Consider the following 22,804-nt stretch of genomic DNA (forward strand, 5'->3'; position numbering starts at 1 on the left):
CGACAATGCGACCAGATAAACCATATACCGCAAATGAAACACAGAAGAGGAGAACATCACCACATGATCGCAGGAATGCCAACCAGCGCGGATATCCATCACCCCCTTAAGGGCCGCGTCGCCTTAGTAACCGGGGGAAGCCGGGGCATCGGGGCCGCCACCGCGCTGCTATTGGGAGAGTATGGAGCCAGCGTAGCCGTCAACTATCGCCAGAATGAGACGGCGGCCCAGAGGGTTATTTCCGCCATTGAGCAAGCCGGAGGAAAAGCCATCGCGGTCCAGGCCGACGTTGCCAACGAGGAGCAGGTCACAACTATGGTCGCTTCAATTGAAAAGGCACTTGGCCCCATTGATACCCTGATCCTCAATGCGCCAGCCTTTAGCAGTTCCTCCGCTAGCACCAGACTTTCGGCAAGCGAACAGCTTCAGGCTGTACTCGCTCCCTTCACAGGAAGCAAGTGGGAGGTTCTGGAATCCTTTGTGCAGGGACAATTGCGCTCCGCGTTCTATCCCAGCCACGCTGTCGTACCAGGCATGATCAAGCAGCAGAGAGGCAGCATCGTCTTCGTCAGCGCCACGACAGCCCGGCGACCTGTACCCGGCGGAGGCGGCATGACAATCGCGATTGGCAAAGCCAGCGTCGAAAGCATGGTCAAGAGCATGGCGCAAGAGTTAGGCCCTTATGGCATTCGCGTCAATGCGGTGGGCGCAGGGCATATCGTCACCGATCTCAACGCGGGTACACCCCAGGAGGTACGCGAACAGATGGCGCAGGCAACGCCCATGCGGCGAAACGGCAAACCTGAAGATGTTGCCGCCGCTATCGCATACCTTGCCTCCAACCAGGCTACCTTTGTTACTGGCGCCTACCTCACCGTCGATGGTGGAAACTTACTGATATAGAGGATGTGTGCAAGATAGAAGAAGTTTTTTTCTTTCTCTGCTGGTAGTAGGGGTCCACGTATCCAAACGTTGGCGTACAGTTTTCATCTTTGGATACGCTAACCCCACCTACTGCTTTTTCTTTAGCAAGAGAATTGTTGAGGCTAGGCGAATGGCTGCAGGTATTCGCGCTGCGCCTCCCAGAGCTCATCGAAGAGGGAGCTGATCTCGGCGGGCGAACAAACGGCCGCCGTCAGGGGATCGATCATCAGGGCGTAACGAGCCGCCTCTTTGTCGTGGGTGAATAGGGCTTCGGTGACCAGCGAATGAACACTCATGTGGGCCTTATTCAGGGCTGCCAGTTGCTCGGGCAGCTTGCCAAAGTGGGTGGGCTGGATGCCGTTGCGATCGACCAGGCAGGCAACTTCGACACAGCCATCGGGCAGGTTATCGATCAGGCCTTCGTTGCGCACGTTGCCATAAATGACCTTGGTACGATGCTGGGTTACCGCCTCGATGATGTCCGATCCATATTCGTGGCTGCGCTTGAAAGGCAACTCCTTGGTGCCATCGAGCAGATCTTTGATGTACTGCTCGTTTTTGGCGCGCCAGGTGGGCCAGTTGTTGGCATAGAAGCCGGTCTCACCCAGGTAGCCAGGGCGGCAATACTTCTCGATCAGCTCGGGGCGCTTGCGGAAATAGGGCACATACTCCGAAAAGTGGCCGCTACTCTCGGTCACGAAGGCGCCCAGGTACTTCATAATCTCCAGGCGCACAGGATCTTTTTCGTAGACCTCGGGATCGTTCATGCGCTCGCGCAGGCGGGGATACATATCTTCGCCATTGTGGCGCAAAACGGTGAACCAGGCGTTGTGGTTGATGCCCGCGCAGCGCCATTCCAGCTCCTCGTATGGCACATCCAGGTAGGTAGCCAGTTGCTTGGAGGTTCCCTGCACGCTATGACACAGGCCGACAGTCTTCATGGTGGTGCCGGTGAGGGCAGCATAGGTCAGGATCGACATGGGATTGGTGTAGTTCAGCACCAGGGCTTTGGGGCACAGCTCCTCGGCATCATGCAGGATCTCCAACCACGCGGGACCGGTGCGTAACGCCTTGAAGATACCACCTGGTCCAATGGTATCGCCGATACACTGGTCAACACCGTACTTCATGGGAATATCGAAGTCGTGGCGCACATTAGCCATGCCCGCGACCTCGATCGTGTTGATGAGGAAGTCTGTGCCGGGCAGTACCTCGCGCCGCTGCGTCGAAGATTCAACCTTCCAGTTGAGGCCGCTATGGGCAACCAGCTTCTCCGCGATCTTATGCGCCAGTTCCAGGCGTTCAGCATCGATATCTACCAGGGCAAACGTCCCTTCCTGCAGGCCGTCGATGCATAAAATATCGGTCATCAACTGGCGTGCGAAGACTGTGCTGCCCGCCCCCATAAAAGTAATTTTTGTCATCGTTGAAAAACTCCTTGCTCCCCTCGGAGCTAAGATCACTAATTTCCCTTTTTGCCGCCCTACGGACGGCGAGGGGAGGGAGAGGCGTTGGGGGCACAGCCCCCAATCCCCCAGTCAAGGGGCTAGCCGCCCCTTGCATCCCTGCTTGCCTGGAAACAACTTATACCTGTAAGGGACTGCTGTCCTCCTGCACCCCCTGCCCTCCGGTGATCAGCGTTAGCTGGACTCTGGTACGGGTCCGGTGGACGCGCGCGTGATCAGCCGGGTAGGGATGATAATTGGTGCTAGCATGGATTCGTCGTACTCGCCATCGGATTCGATCATGCGAATAAGCCGTTGAACGGCTCCCTGCACCATCGCGGAACGATCCTGGCGTATGGTTGTCAGGGGTGGCTCAGTGTAGCGGCACAGGTCCACATCGTCGAAGCCAACCACAGACACGTCGCCGGGTACGTGTAATCCATGCTGGTGTAAAGCACGCAACACACCGATGGCCATCAAGTCGCTACCCACCACGATCGCGGTGAAGTCCCGTGGCCGCCGCTCTTGCAGCAGGAGCAACGTCGCCTGGTACGCCTCCTCGGTATTCCAACCCGAGGTATACATCAGGTCCTCATCAATCGGCAGGCCCACCCGCTGCAAAGCCTGGCGATAACCGGCCTGGCGTAAAGGTCCAATGCGGCCCGCTGTTCCAGACATCAACGTCACAATGCGCCGATGTCCAAGTTGTATCAGGTGCTCGGTCGCCTGCCTTGCCCCGTCCTGGTTGTCAGAGGTCACATAGGTTGAGCTCTTCCCCTGGTTGAGGCTATCGATAAACACGGTCGGGATCTCTGCCTCCAGCAGCGCTCTCACGCGCTCGTCGGCGGGATGCATGGCGATAGCCAGGGTACCAGCCACGTGGCGCATCTGCAAACTACGGATATAGTTTTTCTGGGCATAAGATATAGAAGGGAGCAGCAGATCATATTGAGCAGCGGCTATCTCCTGTTCGACATCACGCAGCAGATCCAGATAGAAATAGTGCTGCGTCTTGCTGATGCTGGAGAGCACCGTTGACTTCTGATCGCCATAAAACAAACCTAACGCGATCGTCCGCGAACGCTGTCGCACCAGGCTCTGAGCCACCACATCGGGCTCATAGCCGAGCGAAACAATCGCCTCCTCAATACGCTTGCGCGCTTCCGCACTCACACGTGGCGACCCGTTGAGCGCCCGCGAAACCGTGGCCCGCGATACTCCAGCCAGCCGGGCAACCTGCTCACTTGTAACCATTTTCCCTACTCCCCAGACCGTGTACACGTGTACATGTACACGTGTACACATAGAATGACATAAAAAAAGCCCTTCTGTCAACCCCTCCGAGAAAAATCAAAAAAAGTGGAGAACAAAACCAGTTCTGCCAGTTTCTTCTTTGAACGGACTGGCAGAACTTGAGGGAATGCAGCAACACGATACCTGGTTCAGCAGAGCAGCTAATGGATACGGTGTCGCCCCATGCAGATAACTATAAAGCAAATTCATAAACAGCGTATACCTATATTTACGTATTTTTTGAACTATTTAACATTTTCCGGCATGGGCTGCAACAAGCTGTCGTCAGCTGGACGCAACGTCTCGGTGGTTGTAGGGATGGCTGCCAGTTTTTCCAACCAGGCGCTAATATGTAACCTCTTGAGCAACGTCTGGCTCATCTCAAAGGCGGGGCCGATGCCCAGAGCGAAGATCAATGTTCCCAGACCCACGGTGCCGCCCAATAAAAAGCCGATCAGCAACACGGTACATTCGATGGCGGTACGCACAATAGAGACGCGTAGCTTCGTCAGGACCTGCAAGCGCAACATCAATCCATCGCGTGGACCGGCCCCCATGCGAGGAGCGATATAGAGCGCGGTCCCCATACCAATGATAGCCACCCCCAGCACATTCGCCGCAACCCGTACCATCCAGGACGCATGCCCCAGGTCCGGCAGCCAGCCAAGCCAGATATTCAAATCCACAAATGCACCGATCAAGAGCATATTAAGCACTGTACCGACGCCAGGGATTACCTTCAGACACAGTCCCAGGATGATAATAGCGGCTCCAACCACAATACTGGCCGTCCCAAAGGAAATGGGCGCGTGAAAGCTAATGCCCTGGTGAAACACATCCCAGGGATCCAGGCCAAAGTCGGAGCGGTACAGAAACACAATACCGGTCGAATAAAAAAACAGGCCAACTACCAGCACCACGAAGCGCACCAGATACTGCCAGCAAAAAACTGTCCGCCAGGAAAACCTATACATGAACAAACATCCTTTTTGAATGTGTTTGATTCCCGCCATCATGGGGGCACGTGCGCGCCCCCGCACGCGCGTCCGCTACGCGGCCACATTGTTTTTGTATGTTGGTGCAGTGCGTGCGCATCTGCGCACGCACTGCACCAACATACAGCGGACTCGTGAGCACCAGAGGTGCGAAAGCTCAGGCGTGCAGCAGCCGATGATCATGAGAATATGACACATTCTTTGATAGCGGGGTTGCATCAATATAAAAAAAGCTTACACATCAACTATAGAGAACGCTACACCACGATACAACAGCCAAACCGTGATATCAACAACAGCCAATTCAAAACCTTCCATTTTTTCAATATATAGATAATAATTGATATAATTGAGCAAATACTAAAGGAAGGTCATTTTACAGATGTCAACAAAAGTACGGGCCAACCTGAGCGGAGCACTCTATTCACTGATCCTGGTTATCCTGGCGATTGTCACAACCCTGATCGCGCTGTATGTTTCCAACCGCAGTTTCCACAGTCTTCTGATCAATGTCAGCACCTTTGCGGGAGCCATCATCGCCACCATGCTCCATACATTTCTCTGGTTATTCGCCATCCTGAGTCCACGTAAACCAACGCGCCCCAGAGGAATTCTGATCGGTCTCGGCACCGGTTTGTTGATCTATCCCATCATCACCAGCCTGCTGGCCGTGATCTTCGCGCGCCAGGGCAACATCGTCACCTGGGCCTGGGTAGCGCTGCTCATGCTTCTCTCCAGTGGCTGGCTGCTCGCCGTCATCTACGCCATTGTAGATTACATCATGGTCTCGCGACTCAAAAAAATCATGGAAAACGCGCAGCCCGCCACCATCATACCCGAAAACACCGAACAATCCGCATCCCCCATCGAACCATAGGTTCGGACCTCGCGTCCGATTTGGACCTCGCGTCCGATTTCATGCCACGCGGGCATCCATATAATTTTTGAGGGCGGCCAGGATGCGCTCGTTCTCGGAACGAATCAGACGGAGCAGGATTGGTTGCAGCACAAAAAAGAGGCCGCGGGCACGCAGGATAAGCTCACGCGTGACGCGTGTCCCCTGCTCGACCGGCTGCAGGGTATAGCGAATGGTGATCTCCAGTCCGCCGCCACGCCGAGGATTGGTAAGCTGGCGAAACACGAGGCTCCTGGCAGGTTCCAGTTCAAGCACTTCGCCCTGCATCACGCTGGAGCGGCCGCGATCAACGTAGGTGCTGCCCATGCGGACAGGAATATCAGACGTCAGCGTGGTTTCCGCGTACAGATCCGAGGAAGGCAGCCAGGATCGATAGCCTGGCAGATCCAGCAACACCTGGTAAATAGCATCAGGTTGGCGCTGGATGATGGTTTGAAAGCGTAATTTTGGCATTGATACTCTCGTCATTGCAGTGATATGTGAGCGTCCCTGCACGGGCGGCCGCTGCGCGGCCGTACTGGTTTGCTGTGTGGTGGCGGGGTGTGCGAACGCGCACCCCGCCACCACACAGCACTAACGCCTTAAGATTAGTTACGCCGCCGCACATCCCACTCAGGCATCTGCCAGGCCTGAGCTAGTTGGGTCGGACTGGCTGTCGACGCGGTGGGTTTGGGCAACGACGTCTGCAGCGACGGAATAGGGTCCGCGGTACATACATTGGCGGGCTGGTTATTGGTCGTCTTACAGACGGCCGCCGTGAGCATGTTGGCCGCGCCCACGATGCCACGCGAGATGTCGCTGTTGGGGTCGGTGACCGATCTGGCGATATCCTCGTATGATTTGCCGGTCAGAACATTGTTCGAATAGTATGGCCCGACTGAAACATATTGATTTCCAATCGACATAAATGGAATACCCTGCTGCTGTGCATAGGGAGGCCTCTCATACTGGTTGACTATCTGCTGTTCGGCTGGTGTTAACGACTCCAACGGACCCGGATTAGGAGAGTTGTTATCCGCGGTCTCTTTTGAGACAAAATCGATGTAGTCACTATGGTAGGTTGACTTATAGAAAGAAAAGGTTGGAACCTGACCTTCCGCCGATAGGATCGGTGTCAGCGGGCTAAACGAGCCAAAGCGGCTGAGTGATGAAATAATCGCCCAGCGTTGAGCCGCGCAATAAGGACAATATTCGCCGCCCACATAAAAAACCTCGGGCTTGCCGCCGGGTCCCTTCAACACAGGTGTATTCTTGACCGCATTCATCTGACCATTAAAGGTTCCCTTATCCACACGCGCGAAAACATCTGGCTTGATACTGGAAATAGTCTTCAAAGCCGTATCGCTACCCACTTTTGATTGCTGCGCCTCATAGTTGGCGATAAAGATAAAGGCACCCACGATCACAACTACCATGGCGATGATGCCGCCAACCAGCCACCAGCTTGATCGATTCGATTTCTGCTGATTGCGGCCGCGCAACTGCTGGGCCGAGCGAGATTGCGATGTCCGCTGCTGGCGCATCTGCTCACGACGTTTAGAGGCTGACGAGGACTGTTTCTGTTTAGCCATATATATTCCTTACATTAAAAAGACTTCTGCTGGTACACATGCACATACCGATATACACATTACTGCATAATGCATATATTGCAATATACAGATTCTAGCACAGAGAAAGGGGGTCATTTCCAGGAATAGGAAAAAAGCCGGAAGCGGCGTCACGACTGGTGCTGAACAGCCTGCCATTCCTCGCGGGTAAGGCTCCACCGTAGCATATCACCGTCCTGGTACAGGCGCTTCATCCCCACTTTTTCCAGCACGCGAATCGAGCCCTGATTATAGTAAAGGCAATCAGCGATCACCTTCTGTACATCGCCGCGCTCAAAGGCCCAGGCCACCAGGGCGCGCGCCATCTCGCTCGCGTAGCCCTGATTCTGGTAAGCGGGCAGGATATTATAGCCGATATCTACCGTCCCCTCTTCATCGGGACCGCCCTTCAGCCCCATAGCGCCAATCACCACGCGCTCCTCACCTTCCAATATGATGACACCATCCCAGGAGTCATGATCGGGTTCGCGCTCAAAACCATCAAGCAACAATGGCAGCACCGCCTCAAAATCGGACTCCGGCCAATCGGCGGGAACTCTCGCATTCAGGGCCGCAGCCATCTCTCGACGATCACGAAAAAAACTCCTGATCAGCGACGCGGTCAAAGGTTCCAGAGATAAGCGTGAGGATCGGACACGCATCATACAAATACATTCCTCTCAAATCTATCGATACAACCTGGCGGCCCAAAGCCCGCCCCCTACAACGCCTGAAGTATACTATATCTCCCCCCACTCTGCACACCCAGCAAAGAAGAAGAGTTAATCAGAGTTGGTGCAATCCGCTGGCGGCGAATGCCGCCAGCGGATTGCACCAACTCTGATTTTAAAGCAAGCCTCAACTCCTTCATCTTTTTAAGAGCCGGGGCAATGTCATGAGTGGGTGCGGATGTATCCACCCTTATGTTGAACCAATTCTTGATTAAAGCAAGCCTCAACTCCTTCATCTTTTTAACATGAGACATCCCAAATTTTAGGGATGAACTTGTGAAAGAAGCGAGCAGTTCTCCATTTTTGAAGGAGAACTGCTCGCTTCTCTTCTCTTGCAGAACAACGTGCTTTCCCCGTTTGGCTCGCTGAAAAGCACCACTGTGCCAAAAAACGGAAAAAGAGAAAGGAGCTGGTCAATCGACTTTCCACTCCCAAAGCATCCCAGCGGCTTCCACAGGGCCTAGGGGTATGCTCTTTTCGCACGCATTCGCATCCTCTGTTGGCAAGACGCGTTGTACCCGATGAACACCGGACACACGCCCACATGGTCAGCCGATGCCGACCAGAGCGTCTCTCGTCACGTGGGGAACCTCCACACCACCTCAGAGCATGATGATCTGGACGCGAGGCTGGGGCCGGGGCCGGCCAGCTACCTCCTCCCAGCGCGCAGGGATCCGTTGCCACAACCGACTCAAGGCCAGGCGCAGCCGTGCAAACGGCTGGTGTGCTTGCCGGGCATGACGGCCTGTGCGATGACAGTAGTGCCGCAACAGCCAGCGGCGTAAGAGTTCGTAAAACGGCGCCAGCAGGCTCAGCAGAAAGGCGTAGGCCAGCGCCGCCAACAGCAGCAGTTTTTCTCGCGGCTCCCACTCCCAGAGCCGCGGGCTTTGGAAGCCCAATTCGCTCTTGTTTTCTTTCCAGGTCAGTTCGATCTGCCAGCGACGCGCATAGGCAAACATGATCCGCCAGGCATCTTCCGCGGTGGTGATGGACTCGGCGGTGAGCAGATACCAGGGCAAGCCACCTTTGCGCCGAGCTACGACCAACCACAAGGGCTGCTCAGGATGGTCGGGGTGCGTCACCGGAAAGGCAAGAATGCTGCCCATGACCCACTGGTGACGACGGCAATCCCACACCCAGCGTTCTTGCCATCCTCGTTTGCCGCGGGTGATTTTCCAGGCTGCACGTCGCTGACCCTGGGCATCCACGAGCTGATAGTCTTTGTTCCAGCGCAGCACAAAGCGCAACGAGAACGCCAGCAACAGACCCAGCCAGAAACTGCTGGCGAAGCCTTGATCAAAGACATGCATCACCTCGCGTCCCCAGAGCAGAACGCCTTGCAGCAACAGTTTGGCTTGCTCATCGCGTTTGAAGGAGGCGCGCGCCCCACGGCTGGTCCACCACCGCATGCTGGCTAGTTCAGGCGGGTCGTCTTGCTGCTCGCTACCGACCAGGACCACGGCCAGCCAATGGAGGCCCGGCACAAAAATGGGGCCACGCGGTGGGGTGTAGTAGCCCTTTTTGATATGGGTGAGTCGCGCCGCTTTACTTGAGCGCACCGGGGCAAGATCATCGGAGGCGATACTTTCTGGTTTCTCCCAGGCGCTCTCATCCCACAGCGCCAGCACATCCCTTCCCATCTGTTTCCACCTTGTGAGGCGCTGGCTGGCTCGATGCCACAGATACGAGCGGATCAGCTCAGCGGACCATTTGCGACAATGCAGCAGCCGAGACAGGCGCTTGGTGCCTGCCGGGGCTTTGTCAGGCGTTTCGAGATAGCCGCCCATTTCCGAGAGGAGCAAGCCATTGACGCGATCACGAAAGGTCAAGATCACTGCGACCGTGTGCAACATCGTGCGCACCAGTCGTTTGTCCATGCGGGTATCAGCTTCCATGAGCAACGGAGCTAGAAACCGAGCGAGAGCGGTGTACAATCCCTGAGCCATCTCGGCAGGGGGATATGGTGGAACTTGTGGCTCCTCAAGCCGTGTGAGATACTGGGATGACATGAACAACACCTCCTGGATTGACTGAATGATGGTTGGTTGCTTTCTTCAGTCTCGCTCAGGAGGTGTCTTTTTACAAGCCCGACCTTAAAATTCGGGATGTCTCATGTTAAAAAAACCATCTGAGCGCCGTAGGCGCGTAGACTCAGGGGCCGAAGGCGCGAATCTCCCACAATTCAAACGCAAGTTAAAAAAGGAGAATAAAAACGCTCCCTATGCGTTTTTATTCTCCTTTTTTAACTCCCCAACAATCCTTTGCGGTAGGCGGCGGGGGAGACGCCGGTGTGGCGGGCGAAGATGCGGGAAAAATAATGCCGGCTCCCAAAGCCCTGGTGAGCCGCGATCTGCTCGATGCTATCATCGGTTAGCAGGAGCTGCTGCTCCGCCCGCTTGATGCGCTGCAACTGAATATAGGCATTTGGTGTCTGACCCACGCATTCGCGAAAGCGGCGACTGAAATAATCCACATTCATGTGGCAGAGCGAGGCCAGGTCTTTGCACAATAGCGGCTCAGATAGGTGCGCATCAACGTATTCAATGGCGGGCCGCACCGGCTCCAGGGCGCTGGTCAGCTGGAAATAGCGCCGCAAGGTCGCCGGCTCTATCTGCTGCAGATATTGCGTCAGCCCGGTATAGAGGATCGCCTTCAAACGGAACTCCAGCACCAATTCTTCCGGCTGCCCCGTCCTCATCTCCTCGATACAGCTATGTACCATCTGCTTTAACGGCAGAGAAGCGGGCAGGCAGATCGGGGTGGCAAAAATTTCACGATAGATGATCGGCGAGAGGCCCAGCACGTCGAAGTGGACAAAGAAATGCCTGAGCGTATGGGCCAGCTGGGTGCTAAAGCGCACCTCCGCCGGTATCACATACAACTGCTCACCCAACAGAGGATAGGGCGTCCCCTGAAAATCGAGCTGCGCACCATCGCGATCATTCATGTAAAAGCGCCAGAAGTGGCTCTGCACACGTGGCAACCGCCATCGGGCCGGTTTCAACATCAACACCTGGTAATTAAGTAAACGAATATGAATCGTATCAGCCATCTCGCGATCTACGCCCCCTCCTGAATAATTGATAGGTATCATTAAAAGTATACAGGCAAATAGGGGGTCAAGCGGGCCGAAAACACAGAAAGTCGGGATGAGACACAAAAAGTTCGGATCTCAGGATAGGATTTCGCGGCAGGAACAGGTATCTTAAAAGCAGATGAAGCCGCGCGGTATTTGATACAGATTAGCAGAGTAAAAGTCAATATGATGAGGAGATCTCGAAGATGAGTGAGTTGCGACAACAGATACTCATACTCCATCTGGCATCGTCCGACCTGGCATCCAGGACCGTTGCCTGGGCGCTCTATGACGGAGCCAGCGCGGAAGACGCGCTACCCATGCAATCCGGTGATGAGAAGGAGCCGCCCTATAACTCGGTCGTGGCCGCGATGCGCGCGGGCTGGAACGTAATCCAGCTAGCCACGCTACCACAGATCATCCCCGACCATGAACATGAAAGCAGCTATCTCCCGTACGAATACGTTCTGGAACGAAAGGTGGCCATCAATGGGTAACGTAGAACGACATCATCTACTGACAGCGGAACAAATGGCCCGCTTTGTAACCGACGGCTTTCTCATCGTTGAGAATATCGTTCCCCAGGATCTGAACGCGGCAGTCCTGGAAGCCGAGCGAAGCTGGGATGGGCCAGGGTATAATTTCTGGCATCAGACCGAGGTGCTGCGCCAGGTCTTTGAGGAGCCGCAGGTCAAGGGAGCCATCCAGAGCTTTGTAGGCGTCAACCCGGTCTATGACCATTCATTCCTGCATATCGTGAAGGCGCACCACCTCAAGGCCCAGGGGTGGCACGCGGACTCAATCATCGATGTGCGCCCATACGCGTTTGATGTGCAGGCCTTCTACTTCGCCCACGACGCGCCCGCCGAGATGGGGCCCACACTGGTCCTGCCGGGCTCGCACCTGCGCAAAACCAACACGGCCAGCATCGATCGCTACAAAAACATCATCGGGCAGCGCCAGCTCGAAGCGAAGGGCGGCACCATCGTCTTTATGCACCATGGCATCTGGCACTGCGCGCAGCCCAACCACACCGACCAGACCCGTTATGTCTTCAAGCTACGCCTACGGCCAGGACAGGTGCAGCGTGGACTGTTCAACACCGACAACTATACCAGTCCCGATGTAGAGCAGATCATCAGAAAAGGCTCCCAGGCATGGCAGGGCAACGAGGCGCGGCTCGAACATATGCAGCGCGCCAAACTCTGGCGCTACGTCACCGGGGACGACAACATCGACGTCTCCTTCGAAAACGCCCTGACGCGCATGTCGATCCACGCCTAACCATAGCATCCAACGCAAAAAGGATCGGCGGGTGCTGTGGCTCCTGCCGGTCCTTTTTTTATCAACTCTATATCTATCAACGCGGAGTTACAAGCCCAGATTCCACTTGGCTTCACCGGGATTGTCGGCAAACATGTTAAACGTGGGATCCCAGCTGAGGACCAGGTGATGATCATTGGTTGGTAACTCAAAAATCAGGTTGCCCTCCACAGATTTGCCAGCGGCGAGATCGCCAAAGCTCAACTGGTTATCGTAATCCGTTGGCACGATATATGAGTGGGTCAGCGACCGGCCATCCGAGGTCAATACCTTGAAGTCAAGGGGATTATAGTGCTGCTTCGCATTGGTGTTATTGACAATTTTGACATGCAGCTGCACGAACTGGTTGCCAGCCTTGGGCTGCGCATAATCGTCGCCCGGAATGATACGCACCTGCGACATCGTGCAATTCACGCCCTGTAAAGTAAGCGTCTTGCCGGAATCCCCACCACTTACAGAAGTAGAACCGCCATTATTGGAATCCGTGGTGGTAGGCGTGGCATCCGTAGTCGTCGTTGGCGTAGAGGCCGTGGAGGTCGTGGTAGCCGTCGATTGAGCGATATGGCTGATCGTATTCGAGAAGATCGCGCAGGATGCGATCAGAGCTACCAGCAGGACACCAACGATACCCAGGGTAACCCACAGCCAGGTGCGATTCTTCTTGGGAGCGGGCGAATAACCGGGATACTGCGGCGCACCTGGAGGAGGCGCGAAATTACCCGGTGCGGGATACCCTCCCTGATTTGGCTGTGCATTCGGCGTGGGATAGGGTGACTGGGGAGCATACGGTGACTGCTGTAAATAATCAGGTGCGCTATTCCCCGCCGTCGAAGGAGTCGGATAAGACGGCGAAGAATATCCCTGATTTCCCTGATATGGCGGTGAGGCCAACTGAGTGGGATCATATGGGGGTGGCGCAGCTTGCGTTGGATCATATGGATACTGAGTATAGTTATTCTGCTGCTGCGGCTGCTCGGGATTCTGGTTCATAAGAAGGTTATAATCCTCTCCAATAATAACAAAGCAACATGACCATTGAATGGCGCAACTATACATTGCCATGTTTCAATCAAATCGTAGTATAACTGAATGTAGCAATGAATACAAGCACATTACGAGTCATAGTACACATAGTCATTGCATCTTATTACAATAGACTAAACGTTGTTAACGCTAATAATTCTCACCTTTCTATTCCTGATGAGATGGGATAAAATGGTAGCCATTACATAGTGAGGTGAATGTTTTGGTATCTACTGAGACCTGGTGGGCAACCCTTTTTTCTACACTCTCGACCCTGGAGGACATCGATGTCGACTATACACTGGTGGAATCTTCAGCCCTGTTCGCGCAGGGAGTTGTAGCGGGAACTGAGTCGGAACAGGCGCTAAACGAGGCCCCCGACCACCTGGAGCTTTCGATTCAATGGGACCTGGCGCAGCGGGTCGCCGACACATTCGGAGTGCGCGAGACGCCAGGACGGCACCACAGCAATGAACGTCTCGATCTTTCCTATCAGGGACTCAAGCTCACATTCTATATTTATTTCAATACGGTAGTGGTAACCGATCCAGATCGCCTGCGGATAGAACACATGGGCAGAGCAGTCTGGGTTAAAGCGCTGGATTATTATCTGCACGCCTATCCGCGGGAACATGCGGTGACCCGCGCCGTACAGAGCTATTTTCAGCGGCTGCAGCAGCACAACAGCGAGCTCAATCAGCGAGCATGGAATCAGGCGGCTTACGGTGCCTGGGTGCAGCGCCATGGAGAACCCGCGACGCACGCGGCACGCATCCAACAAGATCCACGGGCGCGGCTGGCCTCGCTTAACAAATATCTACCGCCCGTCGAAGGCGCGAAAGTCATGAATCTACTCGGGTCGCATGGCAGCAAAGCGATCGCGCTGGCCCTGCTGGGAGCGCGGGTCACTATCGTTGACATATCGCAGGAAAACGCGCACTACGCGCGTGAAGTCGCCGCCGCCGTGGGGGTCCCGCTACGCTACCTCGTCACAGACGTCCTCCAGCTATCTCCCCAGGAACTGGATGGCAGCTATGACCTCGTCTTTATGGAGATGGGTATCCTGCACTACTTTGTAGACCTCGCGCCCCTGGCTCGCATCGTGCGGCAGCTCCTGCGTCCCGGCGGTCTGCTGATCCTGCAGGACTTCCATCCCGTCTCGACCAAGCTGATCAGCTCAAAAGGCAAGAAGCACCGGGTGAGCGGCAACTATTTCGATAAGAGCCTGCACGTCACCGACGTAGCCTTCAGCAAACACCTGGCCGAAAAAGACGCAACGACCGAAACCGGACGCGTCTACCAGCGCTACTGGAATTTAGGAGAGATCGTCACCGCCTTCGCGACCAGCGGCCTGGTCATTCAGCGCCTCGACGAAGAACCCAACACCAAAATCGACGACATCGGCATCCCCAAAACCTTCACCCTCACCGCCATACGTTCGGGCCTCGCATCCGATTTCCTCTTCACGCACGAAAATGATCGAAAAATCACGAACGCGCAAACAGATCCGGCCGCCGATGCGTAAGCGCGGGCAACGTCTGACGAGCGATATCCAGGCGCCGTGGATCAAGATCGGCATAGAGCATGCATTCGTCCTCGGTGCCTTCCGCCAGCACCACGCCAAGAGGATCGATTAGCAGGGAGCGGCCCAGGTAGTTATGTCCAACCTGGTCGCAGGCGAACATATAGGCGGTATTTTCGATGGCCCGCGCCTTTACCAGGTGCTGCCAGTGCATCTCCTTCAAGGTGCCCACCACCCAGGCCGAGGGCATCACAAAAAAGTCCACCCCCTGCTCGGCCTGGTAGCGCGCGATCTCGGGGAAGCGCAGCTCATAGCACACAAACAGTCCCATACGTCCGAATGGTGTTTCCAGCGGCGTAAAGAGCTGCTCACCGGCCGCGAACACCTCCGACTCGCGAAAGCCAAACGCATCGTAGAGATGCGTCTTGCGATAAAAAGCGAGCAGGCTACCAGAACTATCAATAACGACAGTGGTATTATAGGTGCGATTGGCGACCCTGTGCGCCGTTTCCAGCATCCCACTGACCACCCAGATGTTTGCCTGCGCGGCCGCCTGGCGCAGACCAGAGACATAGGAACCATCCAACGGCTGCGAGACGCCGCGCGCATAGACGGCATTGAAATTCTCTTTCGCCAGCAGGGCCATAAATATTTCTGGCAAAATGATCAGCTGCGCACCAGCATCAGCTGCCTGCCTGATGGCCACGCTGGCCCGGGCCAGATTCTGCTCGGGATCAGCCTGTGAAGCCAGCTGCGCAACGGCGATACGGGTAATCATCATCAACTCCTCATGCGGGCCGTCCCATAAAAACTGGCCGGCCCGCGCGTCGCTTGAATTACTACAAACGGGTCCAGTCAAAGATGACGCCCATCGCGGTCGCTCGTTCCTCGCGTAACATGCGATACGCCTCAACGGCATCGGTGGGAGCGTAGCGATGGGTCACTAAATCATTGACACGCATATCACCACGTTCGACATAGTCAAAAAATAACTCACCCATGCGCAGATGCGACCAGTAGGCATGATCGGTCGAAGTGGAAGGAGGATTGTTATCGTGAGCGCCCACGATGGTCAGCCCCTTCCTGATCACATCACCGGTAAGTTGCTGAGCCGCCGGCGTGCCGGTATCGCCCAGCAACACCACTCGACCCAGGGGACGCGCCAGGCCCAGGGCCAGCGGAAATACAGGCGCCGCGCCCGTAACATCGTAGACCACGTTGACGCCCTGTCCCTCAGTCAGTCCCAGCACATGCTCACGCGCCTCGTCCGCCCCCATCTTCAAAATAGTGGTCGCGCCGTGGCTACGAGCCATCTCCAGCCGCATCTCGGCCACGTCGATGGCGAGCACCTGCTGCGCACCCAGCAGCCGCGTATACTGCACAACCAGTTGTCCCAACAGACCCAGACCAATCACCGCCACCGTGTCACCTAATTGATGCTGCGCCCGGCGCACACCATTCTGCACAATCGTCGCCAGGTGAAACCAGGTAGCATCCTCGTCGGACACGGCATCGGGAATACGATACACCGGTTCGCGCGCTGGCACCACCTTATACTGGCTATGGCTCTGTCTGATAGCGACGCGATCACCCTCACGCACCCGCCGCACATCCCTGCCCACCGCGGCCACCCGCCCCACCAGACTATAACCGGTATGAAATGGATACTTCACCCACTGATCCCAGTGCGTACCGGGATCGAACAGCCGTCCCAGACAGATACCCTCAGTCCCCGTACTGATCAAAGACTTTGTAGCCTGCAGCAAAAATTCATCCGGCCCCAACTCAGGCACATCTTCATCATACACCTCAACCTGATTTTTTCCCGTGAAGACAATGTTCTGTGATTGCACGCGACAGCTCCTGACTAGCTCTATATGACAACGTTTTAGCCTTAGTATTTATCAATATAACATACCTATATTCTTATTCACGCAATTTTCTTCTTTTCAGAAGTGCGTTTTAGTTTTGTTGCAACAGATGAGCGAATACTCATCTGTTGCAACAAAACTAAAACAAGAGGATGGGGACGCCTGCGTTCCCCACCCCTCGGGAATATTTATGAATATTTGCAATGTTTGGAGCAATCCAAAAATAAATACAACGTTGTATCGAAATTTTTAAATAATTATGTTACAATTAGCTCGACAGACGAAAGCGCTCCTGATGGATATAAACATAAAGAAATGTTTACCTGTGGATAACTCCGCTCGGGAGCGGCGGTAAACACTCATGAATGCTGGGTGGCTTCTCTTTATCCCTGAGTGTGTAAAGAGAAGCAATGAAATTTCAGCCAATCATAGTGCCATTCTTGCAATGGTCACAGTCGTCTTAAGGGGTGTCATATGCAAAATTTGCAAACTTTGAGCCAGGTATCCTACACGTCGATGATGACATCTACCATATGGATACGCACCCAGGCCTCTCCTCCATATAGTTGTTCCTTATCCACTTCTTTTCTATTGCTGACAAGCTTTCGTGTTGCCTGCGATAAACGTTAATGCTTACCAGTTTGCACCTTTAAGCGATGCTATCTGTTAGGGGTGTAATGTTTATCGGACGAACAGTCAACATGATGAGGTTGTATATAAATCTGTGGTCTTAATCAACAATCGTAGACGCTCATTTACCTCAGGAAAGGAATCGACAATGACGTATGAGCCAGGTACGGAGTCAGAGGGAAGATCCGGGGGGCGCCTAAATCGGCGCGCCTTCCTCGAAAAATCTCTGGCGCTCGGCGTTGGTGGTAGCGCCGCGCTCTCACTGTTGAGCGCCTGCGGCACCTCGGCCAGTGCCGCATCCGGTGTGACCTATTGGAACCTCTTTGGTGGCGGCGATGGCGCGCGCATGATTCAGATGCAAGATCTGTTCACCAAGAACCATCCCGACATCCCATTAAAGGCTGTAACCCTATCGTGGGGGCAACCCTACTACACCAAAGTCGCCATGTCGGCGGCCGGAGGTCGGGCACCGGATGTGGGCATCTGCCACCTCTCACGACTCTCTACATTCGCCGCCATGAAGTTTCTGGACCCATTCGACCTTGATCTGCTATCGCAGGTAGGCATCACCCAGGACAACTTCCTGCCAGAGGTCTGGCAGCGCGCGACCTACAATGGCAAGCTCTACGCCCTGCCCCTGGATACGCATCCTTACGTGATGTACTACAATACCGACGTCTGCAAAAAAGCTGACCTGCTGGATGACAATGGCAACCTGAAACCACTACAGGGACCCGATCAGCTGATCAGCGCCTTTCAGGCGGCGCAGAAGGTCACCGGCTTTACCGGCATCGCCTTCCTGGATGCCTGGCGCCTCTTTGATTCACTGTATGGCCAGCTGGGAGGCAAGATCCTGTCGCCGGATGCCAAAGAGATCGTGCTGGACGACGCCAAGGCCGAGCAGGCACTGGACTTCATGGCCAACCTGACGCAGAAAGCGAAGGTGATGCCGGCCAACATCGACTCGGTGGCCGTCTTCGGCAGCGGCAAATCAGGCTTCCTGTGGAACGGTGAATGGGAGGTCACCACCTTTATCACCCAGAAGACACCCTTTAACATGATCCCCTTCCCCAATGTCTTCGGCAATACAAAAGTCTGGGGTGACTCGCACTCCTTTATCTTGCCCCACCAGGCTTATCCCGACAAAGGTCGCCAGCGCGCCACCTATGAATTTATGGCCAGCATGCTCAAAGAAGGTCAGATCTGGGCTGAAGGCGGGCATATCCCCGCTTATCTACCAGTCGCTACCAGCGAGGCATACAAGCAGCTCAAGCCACAATCGAACTATGCCAACGCAGCTGCTGATGTCGTGGCCGATCCGGCAGCCTGGTTTAGTGGCGCGGGCTCCGACTTTGAAACCCAGGCTGATGGAGCCTTCCAGACAGTGCTGCTGGGCCAACTGACACCACAGCAGGGCGTCCAGCAATTCAAGAAGGCCATCCAAAAGCTCATTGATACACCATCGCCAATCTGATGCGCAAGCAAGTTTCTTTACTCAAAGAAAGGCATATTTATGTCTGAAATGCTTATTCAACAAGAGGCGGCTCAATCTGCCAGGCAAGTTCGTACCGTCCCGCAGGGGAACGTCAACTGGCGCACCCAGTTGACGGGCTGGAGCTTTGTGCTCCCCTTCCTGATTGGCTATGCTATCTTCACGCTCTGGCCGGTCATCCTCGGCTTCCGTATGAGCTTCTACAACTGGAGCCTCAACGGCGTGGCGCGTTTTCTGGGATTGGGCAACTACCAGGAATTGATGGGCGATGCCGATTTCTGGAACTCGCTCTGGCACACCATCTATTTTACAGTTCTGAGCACGCCGATCCTGGTGATTCTGGCCTTCTTTCTGGCATTGCTGGCCAATCGGCAGATGCCGGGCCGCTGGATTTTCCGCACAGCATTCTTTATCCCGGTGGCCTTGCCGATCGCGGTAACCGCAATCATCTGGAACTGGCTCTATCAGCCTGGCTTTGGCCTGATCAATAACATGCTGGCCGGCATTGGCCTGGGGCCGGTGGACTGGCTTAACGACGCCCATGTCGCCATGATCTCGATCGTCATTATGACCGTCTGGTGGACGGTGGGTAGCAATTTCCTGCTCTACCTGGCGGGTCTGCAACAGGTGCCGGCCGAGCTCTATGAAGCGGCCGCCATCGATGGCGCCGGCTCATGGGCTAAAACCATCTCGATTACCCTGCCACAGTTGAGCCGCATCACCATGCTGGTGGTGATTTTACAGGTCATCGCCTCCCTGCAGGTCTTCGGTCAGATGTACCTGCTCACCGGTGGCGGACCCAACTTCGCCACACGCTCAGTGGTGGAGTACATGTATGAGACCGGATTCTCATCCTTCCGCATGGGCTTCGCCTCGGCGGCATCCTATATTCTCTTTTTCCTGATGCTGATCATCACCATCATGCAGTTCGTCTTTTTCCAGCGTCCACAGAGGAGGGCATAATGGCCACACAGAGCATCCAAAACACCAACGTGACAACGACCAGGCGCCCGCTGAATCTGCCGCGCCAGGTCGGCAAATGGGGCGCCTTTGCCATCCTGCTCATCTTCGCGGTTATCTGGCTACTGCCGATCGCCTGGGTACTGGACACCTCGTTCAAGCCGGAGGGTGAGACAACAATTCTACCGCTGACATGGCTCTCGTCAGCCTTCAACATCCAGGCCTATATCAGCGTGCTCTCGTCCAGCGATCTGCCGCGCTGGTATTTCAATAGCGTCTTTACCTCGGTCATCATCTCGGCGGCCGTCGTGCTGCTGGCCAGCATGGCCTCCTTCTCCATCTCGCGCATCCCCTTCAAGGGACGCTCGGTTGTCTTCTGGCTCATCCTCTGCGGCCTGATGATTCCGGGACAGGTCCTGCTGGTCCCGCTGTTCTCGCTCATGCAGTCGTTCCAGATGATCGACACCTACTGGGGCATTATCCTGCCGCAGATCTTCTCACCGTTCGCGGTCTTTATCTTCAAACAATTCTTTGATGGTATCCCGCACGAATACGAGGAGGCGGCGCGCATGGACGGTGCCAGTCCCTGGCGCATCTACTGGCAGATCTGGATGCCGCTGGCGCGTCCGGCCATCGCCACCATCGCCATCTCAACCTTTGTGGCCGCCTGGAACAACTTCATCTGGCCCTTCCTGGTCGTCACCGGAACTGACATGATGACCGTGCCCGTTGGCCTGGCCACCGTCCAGACCTCCTATGGCATTCGCTACGCCCAGATCATGGCCTCCGCCATCCTGGGTGGCCTGCCCGCCGTCATCGTCTTCGTCATCTTCCAACGCCAGATCGTCGCCGGTCTTGCCGGTGGCCTGAAGGATTAAAAACACAACGACCAAAAGCAATGTGTGGCTCATGTGGCGCTAGCGCCACATGAGCCACACATTGCTTTTGGTCGTTGTCGTAAATAAAGAGGTCACGACACCAACGTGTTGTGATTACACCAATTTTATGATGGTTGGCGTCATGTACGGGAACATCGGAAAGGTGGACAGGTATTGCCTCACCTGTTCTTCTGTGTCGCCGTTGACAATTATCCAGACCTGGGGACGTGCGACATCGGGCGCGCTGATGTAGAGGCCATCTATCAGCCCCTGCGCTTTGCCTTCAGCTACATGCTGGCGCTCCTGCTGCACTAGCTGTCCCAATTCAGCCTGCGAGCCCTCTTTAAAAGTGATATCAATCATCCATTTCATGATATGGTTACCTCTCAAAAAGTGCTATGCGACACCAGCAAAAAGCAACAGGTCGGCCATAGTAAATTGTTGTGGTTCGGCGGACGGCAGGGTTGGGGTCCATTCGTCGGGAGCCTGCCAATACGATGTAGGATCGTAGAGCAGCAGGCCTAGCAGAACTTCGGCGATGATACGTCCTCCAACCGGGCCCATATACTGACCTTGACGATACACTTCTGCCTCTTTCAGCAGATAATACCAGAGTGGGGTCTCGCCCTGCCAACCCAGTTCACTCAATCCTGCTTCCTTGGGTGTCAATGGGCGTACATTCATCAATCTGGCGACCGCCTCACCTGATGGCAGTTCCAGGGCCTCGCCACGTTCAAGGTCGCGATAAGCCAGCGACTTCTGCTCAGGGATATCCGTCTCGCCCACTACGCGCACCGGCAGATCCAGCAAAGGATGCGCCATCCAGCTATCGATACGCTTACTGGCCTGTGGAGCGGAGCAGCCAGGAATAGCAAAGTAGTAGGACCACTCAAGGGTGCGCGCAGCTTCAACCGGGCAGGTACCGGCACAGTCAGGGAAGACCTGTCCGCTCGCTCCCCGGCTATTAAGCACGTAACGAGGACGAATCTGGCTATGCCCAAAACGATAGGCCGCATCCGCGAACTCGACAGGGATGTAAACCTGCTGCTGCTCTTCAGCAGCGAAGAAACGCGGCCCCTCCTGCAGTATCTCTTCAACCAGTTCTTCGCCAACCGTCAGGGGAAGAAATTCATGTACAATCAGCCACTGATAGTGCCAGCGCACCAGGCGCCTGGCCTCCTCAAACACAGAGGCCGCTGGCGTTCCCTGCTGACGCAGATGATCCACGACACGATTATGGAACTTGAGTAAAGCCAGGTGCAGTTGTGAAATAAACAGATGTACGTCATTGCGCGGATCCGCCACCAATGCGCGCCCCTGGTGGTTACGTGGGACATCATCGGGATTGCCAGCGTCGTTGATGCCCAACAAGAATTTATCGGGATCTTCCAGATCATAGAGAAAGGGATCACCCGATGGACCAGCGCCATAGACACATTCCAGGTCCAATCTTGGTTGACGGAAATTGCGCAATTCATTCAAACGGGCATGATGCAGCAACAGGCTACGATCAGCGGTAATATCGTGGGCAATAAATTGACCAAGAAACGTAAAACCGGCCGGGATGCGAGGATTATCGGTCAGTGTATCGCGATCGTCAGATGGGTGGGCAGCGAGATCCATGGTAGAACCAGCTCGTCCCAACTTCAGTAATAGGGCCTCATCTATAGTCAAAGGTGAAAGATGAGGGAACAAACGGCCATATTTACTCTGGGTACCTTCAACCGATTGAGCATGGGGTGACAATGCACTCTTAAGGCGCGGACTGATAACACAGCTATGAATATTCATACTGGCTGATCTTCCTTTCGCGGCGCTTTCTCTCGAAATAGCCCGCATACACCATGTGGAACCCATAAATAAGACGTTCCACAGAGAAGTTTGGATACATTAGATGAGGTATCCCTGAAATTCTCTCTAGAACGTCGATCTCCAGGCCGGCTATAACATATGTCAGTCCATGTGTTGGTGCTTCGGGTGCGCAGCGGACGCGCGTGTGGAATTTCGAGCCTGCGGTGCACACGAGTCCATGGTGTGTTGGTGCAACAGGGGCGCAAATGCGCCCCTGTTGCACCAACACACAAAAACAATGCGACCGCGTAGCGGACGCGAGTGCGGGGGCGCGCAAGGGCCACC

Annotated in this window: 21 protein-coding genes; 8 read left to right on the top strand and 13 right to left on the bottom strand. The window is 55.1% G+C overall.

Translation table 11 applies throughout. The annotated features are described in order from the left end of the window. The first annotated feature begins 63 nt into the window (after nt 1–63). Entirely contained in the window at nt 64–903 is an 840-nt protein-coding gene (locus tag KTT_RS28535) for an SDR family NAD(P)-dependent oxidoreductase (RefSeq protein ID WP_160146187.1), read from the top strand. 143 nt (nt 904–1,046) lie between these two features. On the opposite strand, the gene melA is transcribed toward KTT_RS28535, so the two are convergent. The 3 genes from melA to KTT_RS28550 form a co-directional block, all read right to left on the bottom strand. Further along, entirely contained in the window at nt 1,047–2,348 is a 1,302-nt protein-coding gene (gene melA / locus KTT_RS28540) for an alpha-galactosidase (RefSeq protein ID WP_126601097.1), read from the bottom strand. Nucleotides 2,349–2,564: 216 nt separating this feature from the next. Next, entirely contained in the window at nt 2,565–3,623 is a 1,059-nt protein-coding gene (locus KTT_RS28545) for a LacI family DNA-binding transcriptional regulator (RefSeq protein ID WP_126601098.1), read from the bottom strand. A 284-nt stretch (nt 3,624–3,907) separates the two neighbouring features. Beyond that, the gene (locus tag KTT_RS28550) at nt 3,908–4,636 is read right to left on the bottom strand and encodes a YczE/YyaS/YitT family protein (protein WP_126601099.1); all 729 of its coding nucleotides are present in this window, start codon (nt 4,634–4,636) and stop codon (nt 3,908–3,910) included. Nucleotides 4,637–5,039: 403 nt separating this feature from the next. Here KTT_RS28550 and KTT_RS28555 point away from each other — a divergent pair, with 403 nt between their 5' ends. Then, on the top strand, nt 5,040–5,534 hold the full coding sequence (locus KTT_RS28555) for a hypothetical protein (RefSeq protein WP_126601100.1): 495 nt from the start codon (nt 5,040–5,042) through the stop codon (nt 5,532–5,534). A gap of 39 nt (nt 5,535–5,573) precedes the next feature. Here the strand turns inward: KTT_RS28555 and KTT_RS28560 are convergent, their stop codons facing one another. From KTT_RS28560 to KTT_RS28580, 5 genes are all read right to left on the bottom strand, one after another. Beyond that, on the bottom strand, nt 5,574–6,026 hold the full coding sequence (locus KTT_RS28560) for an SRPBCC family protein (protein ID WP_160146188.1): 453 nt from the start codon (nt 6,024–6,026) through the stop codon (nt 5,574–5,576). 134 nt (nt 6,027–6,160) lie between these two features. Beyond that, a complete protein-coding gene (locus KTT_RS28565) occupies nt 6,161–7,144 on the bottom strand; it encodes a DUF929 family protein (RefSeq protein WP_126601102.1) in 984 nt (327 codons plus the stop codon). Between the two features lie 149 nt (nt 7,145–7,293). After that, nucleotides 7,294–7,827 (bottom strand): GNAT family N-acetyltransferase, encoded by a 534-nt coding sequence (locus tag KTT_RS28570; protein WP_126601103.1) that lies wholly within the window; start codon nt 7,825–7,827, stop codon nt 7,294–7,296. 668 nt (nt 7,828–8,495) lie between these two features. Continuing rightward, the gene (locus tag KTT_RS28575) at nt 8,496–9,902 is read right to left on the bottom strand and encodes a hypothetical protein (protein ID WP_126594945.1); all 1,407 of its coding nucleotides are present in this window, start codon (nt 9,900–9,902) and stop codon (nt 8,496–8,498) included. 233 nt (nt 9,903–10,135) lie between these two features. Further along, a complete protein-coding gene (locus KTT_RS28580; protein ID WP_160146189.1) occupies nt 10,136–10,945 on the bottom strand; it encodes an AraC family transcriptional regulator in 810 nt (269 codons plus the stop codon). A 230-nt stretch (nt 10,946–11,175) separates the two neighbouring features. Between KTT_RS28580 and KTT_RS28585 the strand changes: the two genes are divergently transcribed. Next, nucleotides 11,176–11,466 (top strand): hypothetical protein, encoded by a 291-nt coding sequence (locus tag KTT_RS28585; RefSeq protein ID WP_126601105.1) that lies wholly within the window; start codon nt 11,176–11,178, stop codon nt 11,464–11,466. Then, nucleotides 11,459–12,253 carry a phytanoyl-CoA dioxygenase family protein gene (locus tag KTT_RS28590; protein ID WP_160146190.1) on the top strand — a complete coding sequence of 265 codons (795 nt, stop codon included), beginning with the start codon at nt 11,459–11,461 and terminating at the stop codon, nt 12,251–12,253. The genes KTT_RS28585 and KTT_RS28590 overlap by 8 nt, the downstream gene beginning before the upstream one ends. A gap of 87 nt (nt 12,254–12,340) precedes the next feature. Here the strand turns inward: KTT_RS28590 and KTT_RS28595 are convergent, their stop codons facing one another. Beyond that, complete coding sequence (locus tag KTT_RS28595; RefSeq protein WP_160146191.1) at nt 12,341–13,282, bottom strand: DUF4352 domain-containing protein; 942 nt, start codon at nt 13,280–13,282, stop codon at nt 12,341–12,343. Nucleotides 13,283–13,538: 256 nt separating this feature from the next. Here KTT_RS28595 and KTT_RS28600 point away from each other — a divergent pair, with 256 nt between their 5' ends. Next, nucleotides 13,539–14,840 (top strand): class I SAM-dependent methyltransferase, encoded by a 1,302-nt coding sequence (locus KTT_RS28600; RefSeq protein ID WP_126601108.1) that lies wholly within the window; start codon nt 13,539–13,541, stop codon nt 14,838–14,840. Here the strand turns inward: KTT_RS28600 and KTT_RS28605 are convergent. Beyond that, nucleotides 14,803–15,618: a carbon-nitrogen hydrolase family protein gene (locus KTT_RS28605; RefSeq protein ID WP_160146192.1), complete on the bottom strand. Its 816-nt coding sequence runs from the start codon at nt 15,616–15,618 to the stop codon at nt 14,803–14,805. The genes KTT_RS28600 and KTT_RS28605 overlap by 38 nt on opposite strands. A 58-nt stretch (nt 15,619–15,676) precedes the next feature. Further along, nucleotides 15,677–16,690 (bottom strand): zinc-dependent alcohol dehydrogenase, encoded by a 1,014-nt coding sequence (locus KTT_RS28610; protein WP_126601110.1) that lies wholly within the window; start codon nt 16,688–16,690, stop codon nt 15,677–15,679. A 796-nt stretch (nt 16,691–17,486) separates the two neighbouring features. Here KTT_RS28610 and KTT_RS28615 point away from each other — a divergent pair. The 3 genes from KTT_RS28615 to KTT_RS28625 are packed head-to-tail and all read left to right on the top strand — an operon-like array spanning nt 17,487 to nt 20,668. Then, nucleotides 17,487–18,812 carry an extracellular solute-binding protein gene (locus tag KTT_RS28615; RefSeq protein ID WP_126601111.1) on the top strand — a complete coding sequence of 442 codons (1,326 nt, stop codon included), beginning with the start codon at nt 17,487–17,489 and terminating at the stop codon, nt 18,810–18,812. Nucleotides 18,813–18,851: 39 nt separating this feature from the next. After that, the gene (locus KTT_RS28620; RefSeq protein ID WP_126601112.1) at nt 18,852–19,793 is read left to right on the top strand and encodes a carbohydrate ABC transporter permease; all 942 of its coding nucleotides are present in this window, start codon (nt 18,852–18,854) and stop codon (nt 19,791–19,793) included. Continuing rightward, the gene (locus KTT_RS28625) at nt 19,793–20,668 is read left to right on the top strand and encodes a carbohydrate ABC transporter permease (RefSeq protein WP_126601113.1); all 876 of its coding nucleotides are present in this window, start codon (nt 19,793–19,795) and stop codon (nt 20,666–20,668) included. The genes KTT_RS28620 and KTT_RS28625 overlap by 1 nt, the downstream gene beginning before the upstream one ends. A gap of 114 nt (nt 20,669–20,782) precedes the next feature. Here the strand turns inward: KTT_RS28625 and KTT_RS28630 are convergent, their stop codons facing one another. Further along, complete coding sequence (locus KTT_RS28630; RefSeq protein ID WP_126601114.1) at nt 20,783–21,040, bottom strand: muconolactone Delta-isomerase family protein; 258 nt, start codon at nt 21,038–21,040, stop codon at nt 20,783–20,785. 24 nt (nt 21,041–21,064) lie between these two features. Continuing rightward, entirely contained in the window at nt 21,065–22,459 is a 1,395-nt protein-coding gene (locus tag KTT_RS28635; protein WP_160146193.1) for a peroxidase family protein, read from the bottom strand. Nucleotides 22,460–22,804: the final 345 nt, after the last annotated feature.

It is taken from the genome of Dictyobacter aurantiacus (assembly GCF_003967515.1).
GTDB classification, from domain to species: domain Bacteria; phylum Chloroflexota; class Ktedonobacteria; order Ktedonobacterales; family Ktedonobacteraceae; genus Dictyobacter; species Dictyobacter aurantiacus.